The sequence below is a fragment of the Pseudomonas sp. IT-P218 genome, assembly GCF_949767605.1.
Classification (GTDB): Bacteria; Pseudomonadota; Gammaproteobacteria; order Pseudomonadales; family Pseudomonadaceae; genus Aquipseudomonas; species Aquipseudomonas putida_AE.
The window spans coordinates 1-17029 of sequence record NZ_CATKQQ010000020.1; the positions used below are offsets into that span (position 1 = coordinate 1).

The following is a 17029-nucleotide window of genomic DNA, read 5'->3' on the forward strand; positions in this document are numbered from 1 at the left end:
GGCGGCATAACGGCCACCATCGATCGTCAGCTAGCCGGCTCCTACAGATCTGTGTCACACCACAAATTCAACTACCCCACAAACCCTGTAGGAGCTGGCTTGCCAGCGATGGCGGCATAACGGCCACCATCGATCGCCAGCAAGCCGGCTCCTAAAGAGGCGCGTTGTGCCTCAAAACATTTCCCCCGCAGGCCTCACCGATTATGATTGAGCGTTAACGTCCATCAGGTCTGGCTCATTTTTCGGATAACACGACATGTCCCAACTCGATACCTCCCTGCAAGACACCGCCGCGCCCGATGGCGTGTGCTACGGCTGCGGCAGCAGCAATCCCCACGGGCTGCACATCAAGAGCTATTGGCATGAAGACGGCGTGCATGTCATGGCCGAGCACGTGCCCGATGCCAAATACTGCGGCTGGCCGGACCTGGTCTATGGCGGGCTGATCGCCATGTTGGTCGATTGCCATTCAAACTGGGCGGTCATGGCCTATCACTACCGCGCGGAAAACCGTGAAGTCGCGAGCCTGCCGCGGATCAATTGCGTCACCGGCAACCTCGGCATCAAGTTCATCAAGCCGACGCCCATGGGCATCCCGCTCACCCTGCGGGCGCGGGTGGAAGGTGAAGTCGGGCGCAAGACGCGAGTCATCTGCGAAGTCTTCGCCGGGGACGTGCTGACCGCGGTGGGCGATTCCATTTTCGTCCGGGTCGATACCGCGCAACTGGCAGACAACGCCCACGGGCGCTAGGTGCAACGGTCGCGGGTCAATCTTCTTCCATGAGCGCGGTGATCCGCCCGGACCTGTACGCGGCCAGTAGCGCGGCATAGTCCTTGGCATTCTGCTTGGCATAGGCCACGGCAAACGTGCCGATGGCCTGGTCATGGGGCAGCGACAGGCGATAATCCTGCAGCGCCTCGCGGATTCGCTGCTGGAAGTCCGGTTCGTTCACATGAAAAAGGAGTTTTGCAATGAAACTCAGACATTCCCTGGCGGCGCTGATGGTCTGCGCCAGCCTGTTCGGCTGCACAAGTTCACCAAACCAGAGCGTGTCGGTCACCCTGGTCGCCACCCGGCAGAACACCGGCCAGATCGGCAATGTCGCATTGTCCGCCTGGGACCAGCAAACCGGACTCAGTTTCTTCATCAGCGGAGTGCCAAGCGGCGCCGCCCTGCCCCTGCGCCTCTACAGCTTCATCAATAAAGGCAGCTGCGAGCAACCCGGGCCCGTCGCCTACGCCATGAATGACAGGGTCAACACCGAGCGCCAACCGATTCGCGGCTGGACGTTCTCCAGAAGCGTGCCCGTGACCTTGCCGGTCTTGCTGTCCGGTGACTATCACGTCGTCGTGCGAACCGCAGCGACGGATGGCAACGTCGATATTTTCTGTGGGGATATCAAGCATCAAGACCCGGTGAAGTAGCCGCCACGGAGTTCACACCGGCGAAATCGTCGCCAGGATGCCGATCAGAATGGTCAACACCAGGAAACCACCGAGGAAAAACGCCATCTTGCCCATAAAGCCTCCAACATTTCGAAAATACGGTGCACCGCGGCCAAGGCGGCGAAACTTGCCGTTATTGTGGGGGTTGGGCTGAATGCATAACAGGGGCAGAAAGCGCTGGAAAATACGGATCAGATGGAACTGATGAACTGATGAACTGATGAACTGCAGGAGCGAGCTTGCTCGCGAAAAACCTGAGCACGCTGCGGTGTGTCAGGTTTAGAGCGTTATCGTTGACGACCATCGCGAGCAGGCTCGCTCCCACAGAAGACAGGGGGGACAGGGAGATAGCGGACACAAAAAAGCCCACCGGCCATCCCTGGCGCAGTGGGCTTGCTGATCAAGCGCTCAGTTACAGCGCCATGTCTGCCGCAGCATTCTCTTTCGGTGCCTTGGCCTTCTCAGCCTCGACAGCCGGAGCAACGGCCTGGCCAATCGCCGGTGGCGGAGTCAGTTCCAGCACCTTGGCGGTGTAGGCCCATTCCTCGGCAACCTTTTGCGGGTTGGCGTTGAGCTGGGTGCCATAGCTCGGTACGATCTGGTGCAGTTTTTCCTGCCAGGCCGGGGTCGCGACCTTGTCCTTGAAGACTTTCTGCAGCACGGTCAGCATGATCGGTGCGGCAGTCGAAGCGCCTGGGGATGCGCCCAGCAAGCCGGCGATGCTGCCGTCTTGCGAAGCAACGATCTCGGTGCCCAGTTTCAGCACGCCACCGGCGGCTTCGTCACGCTTGATGATCTGCACGCGCTGGCCGGCTTGCCACAGGCGCCAGTCTTCGGCCTTGGCGTTCGGGAAGTACTCCTTCAGGGCGTCGAGGCGGTCTTCATCCGACAGCATCAGCTGACCGGCAAGGTACTCCACCAGCGGGTATTCCTTGATGCCAACCTTGGTCATCGGCCACACGTTGTGCGTGGTGGTGGTGGTCAGCAGGTCCAGGTACGAACCTTCTTTCAGGAACTTGGTGCTGAAGGTCGCGAATGGGCCAAACAGGATCACGCGCTTGCCATCCAGCACGCGGGTGTCCAGGTGCGGAACCGACATCGGTGGTGCGCCAACCGACGCTTTACCGTAGGCCTTGGCCAGGTGTTGCTCGGCGATGGCCGGGTTCTCGGTCACCAGGAACGAGCCGCCTACCGGGAAGCCTGCGTATTCCTTGGCTTCAGGAATGCCCGACTTCTGCAGCAGGTGCAGGGCACCGCCGCCGGCGCCGATGAACACGAACTTGGCGTCGGTTTCGGACTTGCTGCCGTCCTTCAGGTTCTTGTAGCTGACGCGCCAGCTGCCGTCGGCGTTCCTGGTGATGTCCTGCACTTCGCTGGACAGCTTCAAGTCGAATTTCGGCGTGGTTTGCAGGTGCGCAACGAACTGGCGGGTGATCTCGCCGAAGTTCACGTCGGTGCCGATCGGGCTCCAGGTGGCCGCGACTTTCTGGTTCGGGTCACGCCCTTCCATCATCAGCGGGACCCACTTCTTGATCACGGCCGGGTCTTCGGAGTACTGCATGCCGGCGAACAGCGGGCTCGCCTGCAGGGCTTCGTAGCGCTTTTTCAGGAACTTGATGTTGTCATCGCCCCACACGAAGCTCATGTGCGGTGTGGAGTTGATGAACGAACGCGGGTTCTTCAGCACGCCTTGCTGAACCTGCCAGGCCCAGAACTGCCGGGAGATCTGGAACGCCTCGTTGATTTCAACGGCCTTCGGGATCGACACGTTGCCCTTGTCGTCTTCCGGGGTGTAGTTCAGCTCGGCCAGGGCCGAGTGACCGGTACCGGCGTTGTTCCAGCCGTTGGAGCTTTCCAGGGCGACGCCGTCGAGGCGCTCGATCATTTCCATCGAAGTGCCGGGTTCCAGCTCGTTGAGCCACACACCCAGGGTCGCACTCATGATGCCGCCGCCAATCAGTAGCACGTCGACTTTCCTGGCTTCTTCGGCCTGGGCTGTCGTCATCCCCAACGACAAGGCCAGCCCCAGCAGGGCCGTGTTCACTTTCTTAAACATCTGTAGCACCTATGATAAAACGCCATCCGCCCCTCCATCTGCAATCGCGAGCCGCTTGTTCACGGCATTCAGGCAAGTCTGCCGCGGGTTCTCGCACATGATGTCTGGAGGGTGGGCACGCAAGGCCGATTGAATGCATCGACCCCAGTTATATGTCCCTACTGAACTGACTTCTTATCTTTTTTGGCTTCAGCTACTTGAGCGACAGTGATTCTGCTCGCCCGTCTCAAGGACAGGAAAACTGAATGGATCAAACCAAGTTGTTGCCAAGAATATCACGACAAGGCCAGCCCGCGCGGGTTGGTTGCCGTGGATGGGTGTCTATACTCAGTGGTCACCAGTTGAACATGTGGGGAAAGAGCCATGAGCGATAAAGACGATCTGCGCAAATATTCCTCCCAGGTCATCGACGGTGTCGAGGCCGCGCCCGCCCGCGCCATGCTGCGTGCCGTGGGCTTTACCGACGAAGACTTCAAGAAACCGCAAATCGGCATCGCCTCCACCTGGGCCATGGTCACGCCCTGCAACATGCACATCGACAAACTCGCGATCGAAGCGGAAAAAGGTGCGAATGCCGCCGGCGCCAAAGGCGTGATCTTCAACACCATCACCATTTCCGACGGCATCGCCAACGGCACCGAAGGCATGAAATATTCACTGGTGTCCCGTGAGGTGATTGCCGATTCCATCGAAGTGGTGGTCGGTTGCGAAGGCTTTGACGGGCTGGTGACCGTGGGCGGTTGCGACAAGAACATGCCGGGCTGCCTGATCGGCATGGCGCGGCTCAATCGCCCGTCGATTTTCGTCTATGGCGGCACCATTCGCCCCGGCGCCGGCCACACCGACATCATTTCCGTGTTCGAAGCCGTGGGCCAGCACGCCCGCGGTGACATCAGCGAGATCCAGGTCAAGCAGATCGAGGAAGTGGCGATCCCCGGCCCCGGTTCCTGTGGCGGCATGTACACCGCCAACACCATGGCCTCGGCCATCGAAGCGCTGGGCATGAGCCTGCCCGGTTCCAGTTCCCAGGACGCGGTGGGCAGCGACAAGGCGTCGGACAGTTACCGCGCCGGCCAGCAAGTCATGGAACTGCTCAAGCTCGACCTCAAGCCCCGGGACATCATGACCCGCAAGGCCTTCGAAAACGCGATCCGCGTGGTGATCGCCCTCGCCGGCTCGACCAACGCCGTGCTGCACCTGCTGGCCATGGCCAATGCCGTGGACGTCGAGTTGACCCTCGACGACTTCGTCGAGCTGGGCAAGATCTCTCCGGTGGTGGCGGACCTGCGCCCCAGCGGCAAATACATGATGAGCGAGCTGGTGGCCATCGGCGGCATCCAGCCCTTGATGAAGCGCATGCTGGCGGCCGGCATGCTGCATGGCGATGTGCTGACCGTGACCGGCAAGACCCTGGCCGAAAACCTCGAAAATGTGCCCGACTACCCCGTCGGCCAGGACGTGATCCTGCCCTTCGATCAACCGATCAAGAAGGACTCGCACCTGGTGATCCTGCGCGGCAACCTCTCGCCCACCGGCGCCGTGGCCAAGATCACCGGCAAGGAAGGCCTGCGCTTCGAAGGCACGGCCAGGGTGTACCACGGCGAGGAAGGCGCGCTGGCCGGCATCCTCAACGGCGAAGTGCAGGTGGGCGATGTGATCGTGATTCGCTACGAAGGGCCCAAGGGCGGGCCGGGCATGCGCGAAATGCTCTCGCCAACCTCGGCGGTGATGGGCAAGGGCCTGGGCAAGGAAGTGGCGCTGATCACCGATGGGCGCTTTTCCGGCGGCTCCCATGGTTTCGTGGTGGGGCATATCACGCCCGAGGCGTTTGAGGGCGGGCCGATAGCGTTGGTCGAAGATGGCGACCGGATCACGATTGATGCTGAAACCCGGCAGATTACCGTTGATGTGTCCGACGCAGACCTGGCTGAGCGCAAGAGCCGTTGGGTTAGGCCTGAATCGAAGTACAAGCGCGGGGTGTTGGCCAAGTATGCGAAGACGGTGTGCAGTGCTTCGGAGGGTGCGGTGACTGACAAGTATCTTTAGCCCGTAGGTTTATGTTGTCTGAACCGCCGCCTTCGCGAGCAAGCCCGCTCCCACATTTGGAATGCATTCCATTGTGGGAGCGGGCTTGCTCGCGAAGAGGCCCTTAAAGACAGCGAGAGGTCTCAGAGCCGAAACCGATCCACCGACTGCGACAACTGCCCCGCCAGGCTCGACAACTCATCCGTGGTCGAAGCCGTCTGCCCAATTACCTTGCTGTTGCCTTCAGACATCCCGGCAATCATCTCCACCTGATGGGCGATTTCATTGCTGGCCAGGCTCTGCTCGCCGATGGTGCGGCTGATGTCGTTGACCAGTTGCGTGGTGTTGAGCGTGGCCTCGAGGATTTCGCGGATGGCGCGCTCGACGTCGGCGGTCACGGCCATGCCTTTGTCGACCTGGGCGACGCCCTCCTCCATGCTGATCACCGCCTCGCGGGTGCTTTGCTGGATGCGCGAGACCATGGCGGCGATTTCCTGGGTCGACGCGCTGGTGCGGCCTGCCAGGCTGCGCACCTCGTCGGCCACCACGGCAAAACCACGGCCCTGCTCCCCGGCGCGTGCGGCCTCGATGGCGGCGTTGAGCGCCAGCAGGTTGGTCTGGTCGGCGATGCCCTTGATCACCTGGATGATGCTGAAAATCCCTTCGGATTCCTTGTCCAGCGTGCGGATCACCTGCGCCGACTGCTGCGCCGAACGGGCGATGCCGTCCATGTCGTTGACCACCTGATGGATCACCCGTCCGCCATCCTTGGCCAGCGCCTCGGCCTGGTTGGCCATGTCCAGCGCTCGCCCGGCATGCCGCGTGATTTCCTCGATGCTCGCGGTCATTTCGCTGGCGGCGGCGGCCATGGTGCTGGCGGCAGCGCTTTGCTGCTGGCTGCTGCCGGCCACTTCGTGACAACCATTGCTCAGGCGTGTGCTCATGCCGCTGACGCCATGGGCGTTGCTGCGCACCACTTCGATCATGCCGCGTAGATCACGCTGCATGGTCGCCAGGCTGCGAATCAACAGGCTGGCTTCGTCGGTGCGGGTCGGCTCGACAATGGGTTCGCTCAAGTTGCCGTGGGCGATGCTCTCGGCAATGCGGCTGGCCGTGCGCAACGGCCCCATGATGCTCAGGATCACCCAGCGGCCCTGGGCCAGCAACAACAACAGGCTGGCGATGAGCACGGCGCCGAGGGTCAGGTTGGCGCTGCCGAGTGCCTGGCGGGTGCCTGCACTGGCCTGTTGGCTGTTGCTTTCAATCAGCTCGCTGAGGGCGGCCATCTGCTCTTCCAGTTGGCTGAACGCGCTGTTGAAGGTGCCGAGTTCCTTTTGCGCGGCCTCGGGATTTTCCAGGGCCATGCCGACAATGCGCTCGGCCGTACTGATGTAGGTGTCAAGGCTGGGCTTGATCCTGTTCAGCGCGGTTTTCAGGGTGTCGTTGACCGGCAGCTTGAGGTTGTCGCCGAGCACTTGCCGAAAGTGCGCCGCATGCTCTTCGATGGACGTGCGCACCTCGGCCTGGCTGCTGGTGCTCTTGCCCAGCCCGACCAGCATCGCCGACAACACGTCGGCGCGCAGCGCGTCGTGCATCATGTCGGCTTCCATGTGGTTGCGCAGCACGGTCATGCCCACTTCGTTGTCCTGCACCGCCTCCGCCATCCGGGCCGTCCCCAGGTAACCGACCAGGCCCATGACCAACGCGGTGAGCAACCCGGTCCCTATCAGCAACAGTAAACGCAGTTTAATGGACACGCTGTGGTTCCTCTTCTGACACGTGGGTTGGCGGCCAACGGCCACCGCGAATGGCATCTCAAGAGGTTATCGACGGGTCTCTGCGCGAATTGAAGGCTATTGCCACTGATTGCGGTTTTTGCGACATGCGGTAGGTAAAGCGGCTTTGTCTGCCGTATTGAGCAGGGAAACCAATAGCAGGCTGACGAATGCACCGGCGACGGCCAGCGCCATGTCCTTTTGCGAATCCCAGGGGTCGTTTTGCGCGCCGACGAAAGCTTTTGCCGTGTCGTCGCCAAGGTAAGCGCCACCGATCCATTCCACCAGTTCGTAGACGGCAGAAGTCGACAGCATGATGTTCAGGGCCACGAAAAACAGCCAGCGCCCGCGCAACGGGGTAAGCCGCAGCAGCACTTCGCGGACCGGCCAGGCCATCAACAGCCCGTAACTCAGATGCACCAGGCGGTCGTAGTGGTTACGGTGCAGGCCAAGGCTCTTGTTGAAGCTGACCCCGGTCAGTTCCGAACACCAACGGTCGTACGGCACCAGGGAATAGGTGTAATGAGCTCCCAGTTCGTGGATGCACAAGAACACGAACACCAGCGTCAGGGAGGCTGCCGATAGGCGAAACTGGCGATAAAAAACCACCAGCGTCCCCACCAGCAGCAGCGCCAGCAGGTTTTCCAGTGCCCAATCCACCCGGCTGCGTGGGGCATAACCCAAGGCGATCACGATCAGCAGAAACAGGATGAGCAGCGTCAATTCGTATCGCGGATGTTCCTTGGGCTGCATGTTTTGAAGTCCTCGAACCCTGGCACCATTGAAGTCGCAACACCTTTTGACTTTGAGACAAAACCAGGGTGCAAGTTCGCTTTTTTCCTCCGCCCCATGCTAGGTTGTACGATGACCGATGAGTAATCTGGTGCTCGTCGATCCGCTCCCCCACAACAACAAGGAAACAACATGAAAAAAGCAAAAATGCTGATCGGTTTTCTGTGCCTGTTCAGCGGGTACGTGGCCGCCACCCCGGCTGCCGGGGACAAGGACGTGGCGCAAGCCGTCGACCACTTGACCCAGGCGATGCTGCACAAGGACATTGCTGAACTGAACGCGTTGACCGCCGAGAACCTCACCTACGGCCATTCCAGCGGCAAGATCCAGGACAAGAAAGCCTTCATCGCCGATATCGAAACCGGCAAAAGCGCCTTCAAGACCCTGGAGATGCAGAACCAGACCATCACCGTCTCCGGCGATGTCGCGCTGGTCCGCCATCACTTCTCGGCCCAGGCCCTCAAAGGCACCGAGGTGGTCCCGACGGAAATCGAGAATTTCCAGATCTGGCAGAAACAAGACGGAAAATGGCTGCTGGTAGGACGCCAGGCATTCAAGTTCTGATGGTTGGCTGATCCCGAAAAAAAGGGGGCGAATCGGCGTCTACCCGCCCTTCGCCCCCTTTTGTGTTGCGCTGACTCACCCGCTGGTTTCAGTGCCCGCGAATGTAATGTTCAAACTGCCGGATCAGGTCGGCCTGCTCGACAATGGCCTCCTTGACCAGATCACCAATCGACAGCAGCCCGATCAGCTCGCCATTCTCAACCACCGGCAGGTGCCGCAAATGGCTGTCCGTCATGACCGCCATGCAATGCTCGATGCTCTGTTGGCTGTCGGCCGTGACCACCGGGGAACTCATGATGGCCCTGACCGGCGTGCCGACTGACGAACGTCCCAGCAGGACCACCTTGCGCGCATAGTCGCGCTCGCTGATCACCCCGACGACCTGGCCCTCGTCGATCACCGGCAACGCGCCGACGTTCTTTTCGGCCATTTTCTGCACGGCCTCCAACACCATGGCGTCCGGGCCGATGCTGTGCACCTGCTGGTTTTCCACGACCTTGAGCTTGAGCAACTGTGCGGCTGTCTTCATGTCCGTCTCCTGCTGAAAAAGGCACTCAGGCCACTGCGACTTCCACCACCCCGTCGTTCAACCGCACCGGCCATACCCGTAAGCGCTGTTGCGGGTACTCCAGGCAACTGCCGTCCTCAAGACGAAAATGCTGCTTGTAGATAGGCGAGGCAACGACCAGGTCGCCCTTGATGCTGCCCACCAGGCCGCGGCCGATGACATTGGCCCCGGATTGCGGGTCGTGGTTGTCGATGGCATAGAGGTTTTTACCCTCCATGCCCGGCAGGTAGAACAGCGCCACCTGGGCACCGTCCAGCCACACCACCACGCCGGAGTCATTGACCAGGTCCTGCTGGCTGCACACCGATTGCCAGGTGGCAGACGCAGTGGTTTCAACGCGTTGGCTATTGGACTGGTTCATCAGACGCTCTCCTCGGTAACAGGGATCAGGTTGAGTTCGGCCGCCATGATCGGCCGGCGCTGGCCGCGTTCCTGGACGAAGTGGATGTCAGGGTCCGCGCGTTTGTCGTTGACGAAGGTACGGAAGCGCTTGAGCTTTTCCGGGTCCTTGAGGGCGTTGGCCCACTCGCATTCGTAGCGATTGACCACCAGCTGCATCTGCGACTCGAGCTCGGCGCCCAAACCAAGGCTGTCGTGGATGATCACGTCCTTGAGGTAGTCCAGGCCGCCTTCCAGGCTTTCGCGCCAGACCGAGGTGCGCTGCAACTTGTCGGCGGTGCGGATGTAGAACATCAGGAAGCGGTCGATGTAGCGGATCAGGGTCGCGTCGTCGAGGTCGGTGGCGAACAGCTCGGCATGGCGCGGGCGCATGCCGCCGTTGCCGGCGATGTAGAGGTTCCAGCCCTTCTCGGTGGCGATCACGCCGACGTCCTTGCTTTGCGCTTCGGCGCATTCACGGGTGCAACCGGACACGGCGAACTTGAGCTTGTGCGGCGAGCGCAGGCCCTTGTAGCGGTCTTCGATGGTCAGGGCCATTTGCACGCTGTCCTGCACGCCGTAGCGGCACCAGGTGCTGCCGACGCAGGACTTCACCGTACGGGTCGACTTGCCGTAGGCGTGGCCGGTTTCGAAGCCTGCTTCGATCAGTTCGCTCCAGATGTCCGGCAACTGATGCAACTGGGCGCCGAACAGGTCGATACGCTGGCCACCGGTGATCTTGGTGTAGAGGTCGTATTTCTTCGCTACAACGCCGATTGCAATCAGCTTGTCGGCGGTGATCTCGCCACCGGGAATGCGCGGCACCACTGAATAGGTGCCGTTCTTCTGCATGTTGGCCATGAAGGTGTCGTTGGTGTCCTGCAGCGGCACCAGCGACGGGTCCATGATCGGCTGGTTCCAGCAGGACGCCAGGATCGAGCCCACCGCCGGCTTGCACACGTCGCAACCGGTGTGGCCACGGCCATGCTTGGCCAGCAGTTCTTCGAAACTGATCACCCCTTCCACCCGCACCAGCGCATACAGCTCCTGGCGGGTGTAGGCGAAGTGTTCGCACAGGCTCTTGTCGACGCTGACCCCACGGGCGATCAGCTCATGCTCGAAGACTTGCTTGAGCAAGCCTGCGCAACCGCCGCAACCGGTGCAGGCCTTGGTTTGTGACTTGAGCAGGCCGAGGTCGGTACAACCGCCGTCGATGGCCGAGCAGATGGCGCCCTTGGTCACGTTGTGGCAGGAGCAGACCGTGGCGGTTTCCGGCAAGGCGCCAGGGCCGAGGGTCGGTGCGCCTTCGGACGAAGGCAGGATCAGCGCGGCGGGCTCGGAAGGCAATGCGATCGCGTTCTGCATGTATTGCAGCAGCGTGTCGTAGTAGCTGTTGTCGCCGATCAGCACTGCACCGAGCACCTGTTTGCCGCTGGCGTCGACCACCAGGCGCCGGTAGCTGGCACTGGTTTCGTCGATGAACTGATAGCTGCGGGCGCCCGGCGTGTTGGCGTGGGCATCGCCGATGGAGCCGACGTCGACGCCCAGCAGCTTGAGTTTGGTCGACATGTCGGCGCCCTGGAACGGCTCGGCGGAATCGTCACACAGGCGCGCGGCGACACTGCGGGCCATCTGGTAGCCGGGGGCGACCAGGCCGAACAGGCTGCCATTCCACGATGCGCACTCGCCGATGGCGTAGATGTGCGGGTCGCAGCTCAGGCAGGTGTCGTCGATCACCACGCCACCGCGCGGGCCGATGTCCAGCGCGCATTGCCGGGCCAGCGCGTCCTGGGCACGAATCCCGGCGGAGAACACGATCAGGTCGGTCTCGAGGAATTCGTCGTTGGCAAAGTTCATCCGGTAGCGGTACTGCTCGCCGGCGCTGATCGATTGCGTGGCGCGGGACAGGTGCACACCGACGCCCAACCGCTCGATCTGCGCCTTGAGCGCCAGCCCACCGAGGTCATCCAGTTGCACCGGCATCAGCCGTGGCGCGAATTCCACCACGTGCGCTTCGAGTCCCAGGCTTTTCAGGGCGTTGGCGGCTTCCAGGCCGAGCAGGCCACCGCCGACCACCACACCGCGCCGGGCATTGGCCGCCGCGGCACGGATGGCATCGAGGTCTTCCAGGGTGCGATAGACCAGCCGCGAATCGCCTTCGGCGCCTTCGATCGGCGGCACGAACGGGTAGGACCCGGTGGCCAGGACCAGCTTGTCGTAGGCCACACAGCCTTGCGCGGTGATCACCTGGCGCCGGGCACGATCGATTTCCAACACCGGCACCCCCAGGTGCAGGGTGACGCCGGGCGTCTGGTACAACGCCGCGTCGCTCAGTGCCAGCGACTCGGCATCGCGACCGGAGAAGTATTCGGACAGATGCACGCGGTCGTAGGCACGCATCGGCTCTTCACTGAAGACGTGCAGCCGATAGCGATCAAGCGCGCCGCGCTCGATCAACTGCTCGACACAATGATGTCCGACCATGCCATTGCCGATCACGATCAGCGTTTGCAGCTTGTTCAAACTGGCTACATTGGAATTCATATACGACCCTGCCCAAAGCCCATCACGGTGAAAAAAAGCAAAAAAAAACGCCTGAAACCTTGCGGTTCCAGGCGTCTTTGCCTGTTCTTTTGCGGTGTCGAAACCAGACGGCCATGCCTGATCCACCGATGTTGCCCACGACCTGTGCGGCCAGTCGATCGTCGTTGACCGAGAGGGCTGCCCTTCTTTTTCAGAGGGGCTTGAGGGGGATGATGCAGTGTTTGTGCCAGATTGCTGATTGATACTTCCACGGTCGTGAAAACTGGCGTGATGACTGCGAGTCAGGCGTGTTTCTGGCGGATTGAGCGGGTCGGACGGCTGTCGCAGCTTGCCGTGGGAAAACTCGGCAAACCGCTTCGCACTGGTGCACGTTGTCAGGCATGGCGCTTTAAAAGTGCATGCAGCGGCCGATTGCGCTGCCGGGATTTCAAACCGTGTAATGCTGGCGGAGATCACGGCGAATCGGGTGCTGGATCAGATTGATCCGCCTTGATGAGTGTTCCGCCCTTCAATAATGCGCTGGTCTTTCGGCCGCCATCGCCGGCAGGCCGGCTCCCACAGTAGATTGGGTACGGCCGCGAGAGACGGGTTGGATGTCAGGCCGCCATCGCTGGCAAGCCAGCTCCTACAGGTTTCGCGCAGGTAAATTGAATTTGTGGCGTGACACATATCCGTAGGAGCCGGCTTGCTGGCGATGCGATGGTGGCCGTTATGCCGCCATCGCTGGCAAGCCAGCTCTGCAGTGGATCGGGGCCATAAGCGGGAGTTTGCAGCATCAGCAACACCGCGTATTACATTTCCCACGACCGAAACGCGCCTCCTGACGCTCACGAAAAAACGCCTCCTGGCTCATCACCGGCTCCCCCGGATGGGTGATCGCCCGCTGCGCAACGTAGTTGTCGTAATCGGGTACGCCCACCATCAAACGCGCACTCTGGCCAAGGAAACGGGCGGCTTGCTGCAGTTTACGGATCATGACGATGCTCGCTTCAACTCGTTGGAAAGCGCCATCTAATCGCAAGTTTGTATCTGCAATGTGTCGGCATCCGCCGCGTTTGTATTTTCATGTATTACACCGACCGCGACCTTTTGGCGCATGACCGGCTGGCCATCGATTGAGCGCCAACGGGCAACAGTTTGTTAACATCCACGCGCTTTTTCTCGTCTCAGAGATCAGCCACTGTAGATTTCCAGTCGCTACACAGGATGCTTTTTTCCATGAGTACGTTGTATTCCCGCCGCACGGTCCTGCAAGGCATGAGCCTGCTGAGCCTCGGCCTGCTCGCCGGCTGTGATGACAGCAGCAAGCTGTCGTTCAAGTACGGCAAGGACCTGAGCGACAAGATCATGGGGCGTTCCTTCAAGCTCAAGGATGCCGACGGCGAAACCCGCATGCTCGGCAGCTATCAGGGCCTGATGCCGATGATCTTCTTCGGTTTCACCCAGTGCCCGGCCGTCTGCCCGACCACGCTGGCCCGCGCCGCCCAGGCGAAAAAACTGATGGGCCGCGATGGCGAGCGCCTGCAAGTGATCTTCATCACCCTGGACCCCGAACGCGATACCCCCGAGTTGCTCGACAAGTACGTGAAGGCCTTCGACCCGAGTTTCGAAGCGCTGTCCGGCACCCTGGAAGAAACCGCCGCCACCGCCAAGGAGTTCGGCGTATTCTTCGAGAAAGTCCCCAGCGGCGATACCTACACCCTGTCCCATACCGCGACCAGCTTCGTGTTCGACTCCCGGGGCAATTTGCGCCTCGGCCTGTCCGCGTCCCTTACCGCTCAAGAGTGCGCAGAAGACCTGCTCACCGTCATGGAGGTCTGCTGATGATTTTGTTTTGCGCACCCCGTTTCAAACAACTGGCCCTGGGCCTGACCCTGATCGGCATGGCGTGGCAGGTGTCCGCGCAAACCCAGGTCAACGACGCCTGGGTCCGGGCGACGGTGGCCGGCCAGCCTTCGAGCGGCGCCTTCATGACCTTGCAGGCCGACACTGACAGCAAGCTGCTCAGCGTGCAGTCGCCCGTGGCGAAGTTGGTGCAGATTCACCAGTCGAGCATGAAAGACGATGTGATGAGCATGCAGCAGGTCGAGTCCGTGGCGTTGCCGGCCGGCAAGGCGGTGAGCTTCGATCCCCATGGCTACCACATCATGCTCATGGACCTGACGGGCCAGATCAAGGAAGGTAGCAAAGTGCCGTTGACCTTGACCGTGGAAAACGCCAAGGGCGAGAAAGAGACGATCAAGGTAGACGCCGAGGCCCGGGCACTGGGTACGATGGATCACGGCAACATGGATCACAGCAAGATGCATTGAGGGACTGACGGTCTCCCCTCCGGAGGCCGCGCTTTGATGGGAGGTGCGTACTGATGACGACGAACACCGAAACCGCCATCCTCGCCGGCGGCTGCTTCTGGGGCATGCAGGATCTGCTGCGGCGCTACCCTGGCGTGATCTCCACGCGGGTGGGCTACACCGGTGGTGATGTGCCCAATGCGACCTATCGCAACCATGGCTCCCACGCCGAAGCGATCGAAATCGTCTTCGACCCGGAGCAGATCAGTTATCGGCAGATCCTTGAGTTTTTCTTTCAGATCCATGATCCGAGCACCCTCAATCGTCAGGGCAACGATATCGGCATGAGCTATCGCTCGGCGATCTATTATCTGGATGAAGCGCAACAGCGCGTGGCCGAGGATACCGTGGCAGACGCTGATGCCTCTGGTCTGTGGCCGGGCAAGGTGGTCACGGAGATCGAACCCGCCGGGCCGTTCTGGGAGGCGGAACCTGAGCATCAGGACTACCTCGAGCACTACCCCAACGGCTACACCTGCCACTTCATACGACCGGACTGGACGTTGCCCAAGCGTAAATGATTTGTGGGCGCTGGCTTGCTGGCTATGGTGTCCTTGAGGGCCTCTTCGCTGGCAAGCCAGCTCCTACAATGGGTTGCGTAGCGCGTGAGTCCGTGGCCACCGCGGACCTGTAGGAGCCCGGCTTGCCGGCGAAGGCGCCCTCGAGTATTGCATCGATCTTTCGGGCCTCTTCGCTGGCAAGCCAGCTCCTACAATGGGTTGCGTAGCGCGTGAGTCCGTGGCCGCCTCGGACCTGTAGGAGCCCGGCTTGCCGGCGAAGGCGCCCTCGAGTATTGCATCGATCTTTCGGGCCTCTTCGCTGGCAAGCCAGCTCCTACAATGTTTTTTGCGTTGAGCGCAAAACCCTAGGCCAACTCTTGTTCGCGGATCAGTTTCTTGTTGATCTTGCCGACGCTGGTCTTGGGGATCTCGGCGACGAACTTGAACTGCTTGGGGATCGCCCACTTGTTGATGCGGCCGAGCTCCACAAACCCTTGCAGGTGCGCCTCGAGGATCTTGCGATCCAGGTATTGCCCAGGCTCACAGACCACCAGCGCCATGGGCCGTTCGCCCCACTGCTCATCGGCAATGCCGACCACCGCGACCGACAGCACCGCCTCGTGTTCGCTGATCAGGCTTTCCAGTTCCAGCGAGCTGATCCACTCCCCGCCCGTCTTGATCACGTCCTTGATCCGGTCCTTGATTTCCACGCCGCCCAACGGATCGATGGATGCCATGTCGCCGGTATGCAGCCAGCCGTCCTGCCACAGCTCGGCGCCCTTTTGCGGCTCCTTCAGATAGCCTTGGGTCAGCCAGGGCGCACGCACCACGATCTCGCCCAGGGACTCGCCGTCATGAGCAACGTCATTGCCACTGGCGTCGATGATCTTCAGGTCGACCATCGGCACCGGCGTGCCAGTCTTGATGCGCGTCGGCAGTTGCGCCTGCATGGGCTGCTGGAGGTCTTCGTCGCGCAGGTAAGTCAGGCACAGCAGCGGGCAGGTCTCGGACATGCCGTAGCCGGCGTGTACCACGATGCCCTTGGCACTGGCTTCGCTGGCAATCCCCAGGGGCAGCGCGCTGCCGCCCAGGAGCATTTTCCAGCCGTCGAAACGGGCGGACTTGCCTTGCTCGCAATTGAGGATCATCTGCAGGATGGTCGGCACACAGTGGGAGAAGGTCACCTTCTCCTCCTGATACAGCCGCACCAGGCTGTTGGGTTCGTAGCGGCCGGGGTACACCTGCTTGATGCCCATCAGGGTCGCGACGTAAGGCACACCCCAGGCATGCACGTGGAACATCGGCGTGATCGGCATGTACACGTCGTCGGAACGCAGCAGTGGCGCGCCCTGGTAGACGCCCAACGAGCCCACGGCATTCAGGGTGTGCAGGACCAGCTGGCGATGGGTGAAATACACGCCCTTGGGGTCGCCGGTGGTGCCGGTGGTGTAGAACAGCGTCGCTACCGAGTTCTCGTCGAAATCGGGAAAGTCGTACTGGTCCGGGCACTGCGACAGCAACTGCTCGTACTCGCCCAGCACCGGCAACGACGTGTCGCTCGCCTGGTCTTCGGTGAGCTGGATGAAGCCCTTGACCGTGGTCAGCCGATCCTGGATCTGTTCCACCAGCGGCAGGAAATCGTCATGCACCAGCACCACATCGTCTTCGGCGTGGTTCATGGTGAACAGCACCTGCTCCGGCGACAGGCGAATGTTCACCGTGTGCAGCACCGCGCCGATCATCGGCACGGCGAAGAAGCATTCCAGGTAACGGTGGCTGTCCCAGTCGAGCAGGGCCACGGTGTCCCCGGCCTTGACCCCGGCCGCGGTCAGCGCATTGGCCAGGCGGCGGATGCGCTTGTTGAGGGTCTGGTAGCTGTAGCGCAGCTTGTCGGCGTAGACGATTTCCCGGCCCGGTTCGTAGCGCACCCCGGACAGCAGCAATTGCTTGATCAGCAAGGGGTAGGCGTAGGCGCCGTCGGCGGGTGGAATTATTTTTGTCGCCATCATGATTGAGGTTCCTTGTCCTTT

Annotated in this window: 16 protein-coding genes and 1 pseudogene; 7 read left to right on the forward strand and 10 right to left on the reverse strand. The window is 61.3% G+C overall.

Features of this window, described 5'->3' with window-relative positions:
- Window positions 1-256: 256 nt before the first annotated feature.
- On the forward strand, window positions 257-751 hold the full coding sequence (locus tag ACM6I6_RS13805; protein ID WP_274077815.1) for a PaaI family thioesterase: 495 nt from the start codon (window positions 257-259) through the stop codon (window positions 749-751).
- Between the two features lie 16 nt (window positions 752-767).
- Here ACM6I6_RS13805 and ACM6I6_RS13810 read toward each other — a convergent pair whose 3' ends face one another.
- Window positions 768-953, reverse strand: a complete 186-nt coding sequence (locus ACM6I6_RS13810) for a hypothetical protein (protein WP_274077814.1) — start codon at window positions 951-953, stop codon at window positions 768-770.
- A gap of 19 nt (window positions 954-972) precedes the next feature.
- On the opposite strand from ACM6I6_RS13810, the gene ACM6I6_RS13815 reads away from it, so the two are divergent.
- Window positions 973-1425: a hypothetical protein gene (locus ACM6I6_RS13815; protein WP_414920051.1), complete on the forward strand. Its 453-nt coding sequence runs from the start codon at window positions 973-975 to the stop codon at window positions 1423-1425.
- Between the two features lie 433 nt (window positions 1426-1858).
- Here ACM6I6_RS13815 and mqo read toward each other — a convergent pair whose 3' ends face one another.
- Window positions 1859-3502: a malate dehydrogenase (quinone) gene (gene mqo, locus ACM6I6_RS13820; protein WP_274077812.1), complete on the reverse strand. Its 1644-nt coding sequence runs from the start codon at window positions 3500-3502 to the stop codon at window positions 1859-1861.
- Between the two features lie 363 nt (window positions 3503-3865).
- On the opposite strand from mqo, the gene ilvD reads away from it, so the two are divergent.
- A complete protein-coding gene (gene ilvD / locus ACM6I6_RS13825; protein ID WP_323608884.1) occupies window positions 3866-5548 on the forward strand; it encodes a dihydroxy-acid dehydratase in 1683 nt (560 codons plus the stop codon).
- 122 nt (window positions 5549-5670) lie between these two features.
- Here ilvD and ACM6I6_RS13830 read toward each other — a convergent pair whose 3' ends face one another.
- The 3 genes and pseudogenes from ACM6I6_RS13830 to ACM6I6_RS13840 all read right to left on the reverse strand — a co-directional run bounded on the left by ACM6I6_RS13830 (window position 5671) and on the right by ACM6I6_RS13840 (window position 8055).
- Complete coding sequence (locus ACM6I6_RS13830) at window positions 5671-6534, reverse strand: methyl-accepting chemotaxis protein (protein ID WP_414920062.1); 864 nt, start codon at window positions 6532-6534, stop codon at window positions 5671-5673.
- Window positions 6529-7341: pseudogene (locus ACM6I6_RS13835) on the reverse strand (MCP four helix bundle domain-containing protein); the annotation flags it as partial. The gene ACM6I6_RS13830 and the pseudogene ACM6I6_RS13835, both read right to left, overlap by 6 nt.
- Before the next feature lie 39 nt (window positions 7342-7380).
- Window positions 7381-8055 (reverse strand): DUF2238 domain-containing protein, encoded by a 675-nt coding sequence (locus ACM6I6_RS13840; protein ID WP_414920052.1) that lies wholly within the window; start codon window positions 8053-8055, stop codon window positions 7381-7383.
- A gap of 171 nt (window positions 8056-8226) precedes the next feature.
- Between ACM6I6_RS13840 and ACM6I6_RS13845 the strand changes: the two genes are divergently transcribed.
- Window positions 8227-8658 carry a nuclear transport factor 2 family protein gene (locus ACM6I6_RS13845; protein WP_323608874.1) on the forward strand — a complete coding sequence of 144 codons (432 nt, stop codon included), beginning with the start codon at window positions 8227-8229 and terminating at the stop codon, window positions 8656-8658.
- Between the two features lie 88 nt (window positions 8659-8746).
- On the opposite strand, the gene ACM6I6_RS13850 is transcribed toward ACM6I6_RS13845, so the two are convergent.
- From ACM6I6_RS13850 to ACM6I6_RS13865, 4 genes are all read right to left on the reverse strand, one after another.
- Window positions 8747-9187: a CBS domain-containing protein gene (locus ACM6I6_RS13850; RefSeq protein ID WP_414920053.1), complete on the reverse strand. Its 441-nt coding sequence runs from the start codon at window positions 9185-9187 to the stop codon at window positions 8747-8749.
- A gap of 25 nt (window positions 9188-9212) precedes the next feature.
- Complete coding sequence (nirD, locus tag ACM6I6_RS13855; protein ID WP_274077806.1) at window positions 9213-9587, reverse strand: nitrite reductase small subunit NirD; 375 nt, start codon at window positions 9585-9587, stop codon at window positions 9213-9215.
- Entirely contained in the window at window positions 9587-12148 is a 2562-nt protein-coding gene (gene nirB, locus ACM6I6_RS13860) for a nitrite reductase large subunit NirB (protein ID WP_414920054.1), read from the reverse strand. The genes nirD and nirB overlap by 1 nt, the downstream gene beginning before the upstream one ends.
- Before the next feature lie 775 nt (window positions 12149-12923).
- Window positions 12924-13124, reverse strand: coding sequence for a YbdD/YjiX family protein (locus ACM6I6_RS13865; RefSeq protein WP_274077804.1), 201 nt, complete (start codon window positions 13122-13124; stop codon window positions 12924-12926).
- A gap of 242 nt (window positions 13125-13366) precedes the next feature.
- On the opposite strand from ACM6I6_RS13865, the gene ACM6I6_RS13870 reads away from it, so the two are divergent.
- From ACM6I6_RS13870 to msrA, 3 genes are read left to right on the forward strand one after another with little or no spacing between them, the layout of a single operon-like run.
- A complete protein-coding gene (locus tag ACM6I6_RS13870) occupies window positions 13367-13972 on the forward strand; it encodes an SCO family protein (protein WP_046818741.1) in 606 nt (201 codons plus the stop codon).
- Entirely contained in the window at window positions 13972-14460 is a 489-nt protein-coding gene (locus tag ACM6I6_RS13875) for a copper chaperone PCu(A)C (RefSeq protein ID WP_414920055.1), read from the forward strand. Before ACM6I6_RS13870 ends, ACM6I6_RS13875 begins: the two co-directional genes overlap by 1 nt.
- 53 nt (window positions 14461-14513) lie before the next feature.
- Window positions 14514-15020 carry a peptide-methionine (S)-S-oxide reductase MsrA gene (gene msrA / locus ACM6I6_RS13880; protein WP_414920056.1) on the forward strand — a complete coding sequence of 169 codons (507 nt, stop codon included), beginning with the start codon at window positions 14514-14516 and terminating at the stop codon, window positions 15018-15020.
- 344 nt (window positions 15021-15364) lie between these two features.
- Here the strand turns inward: msrA and ACM6I6_RS13885 are convergent, their stop codons facing one another.
- Window positions 15365-17008: a fatty acid--CoA ligase gene (locus ACM6I6_RS13885; RefSeq protein ID WP_323609493.1), complete on the reverse strand. Its 1644-nt coding sequence runs from the start codon at window positions 17006-17008 to the stop codon at window positions 15365-15367.
- Window positions 17009-17029: the final 21 nt, after the last annotated feature.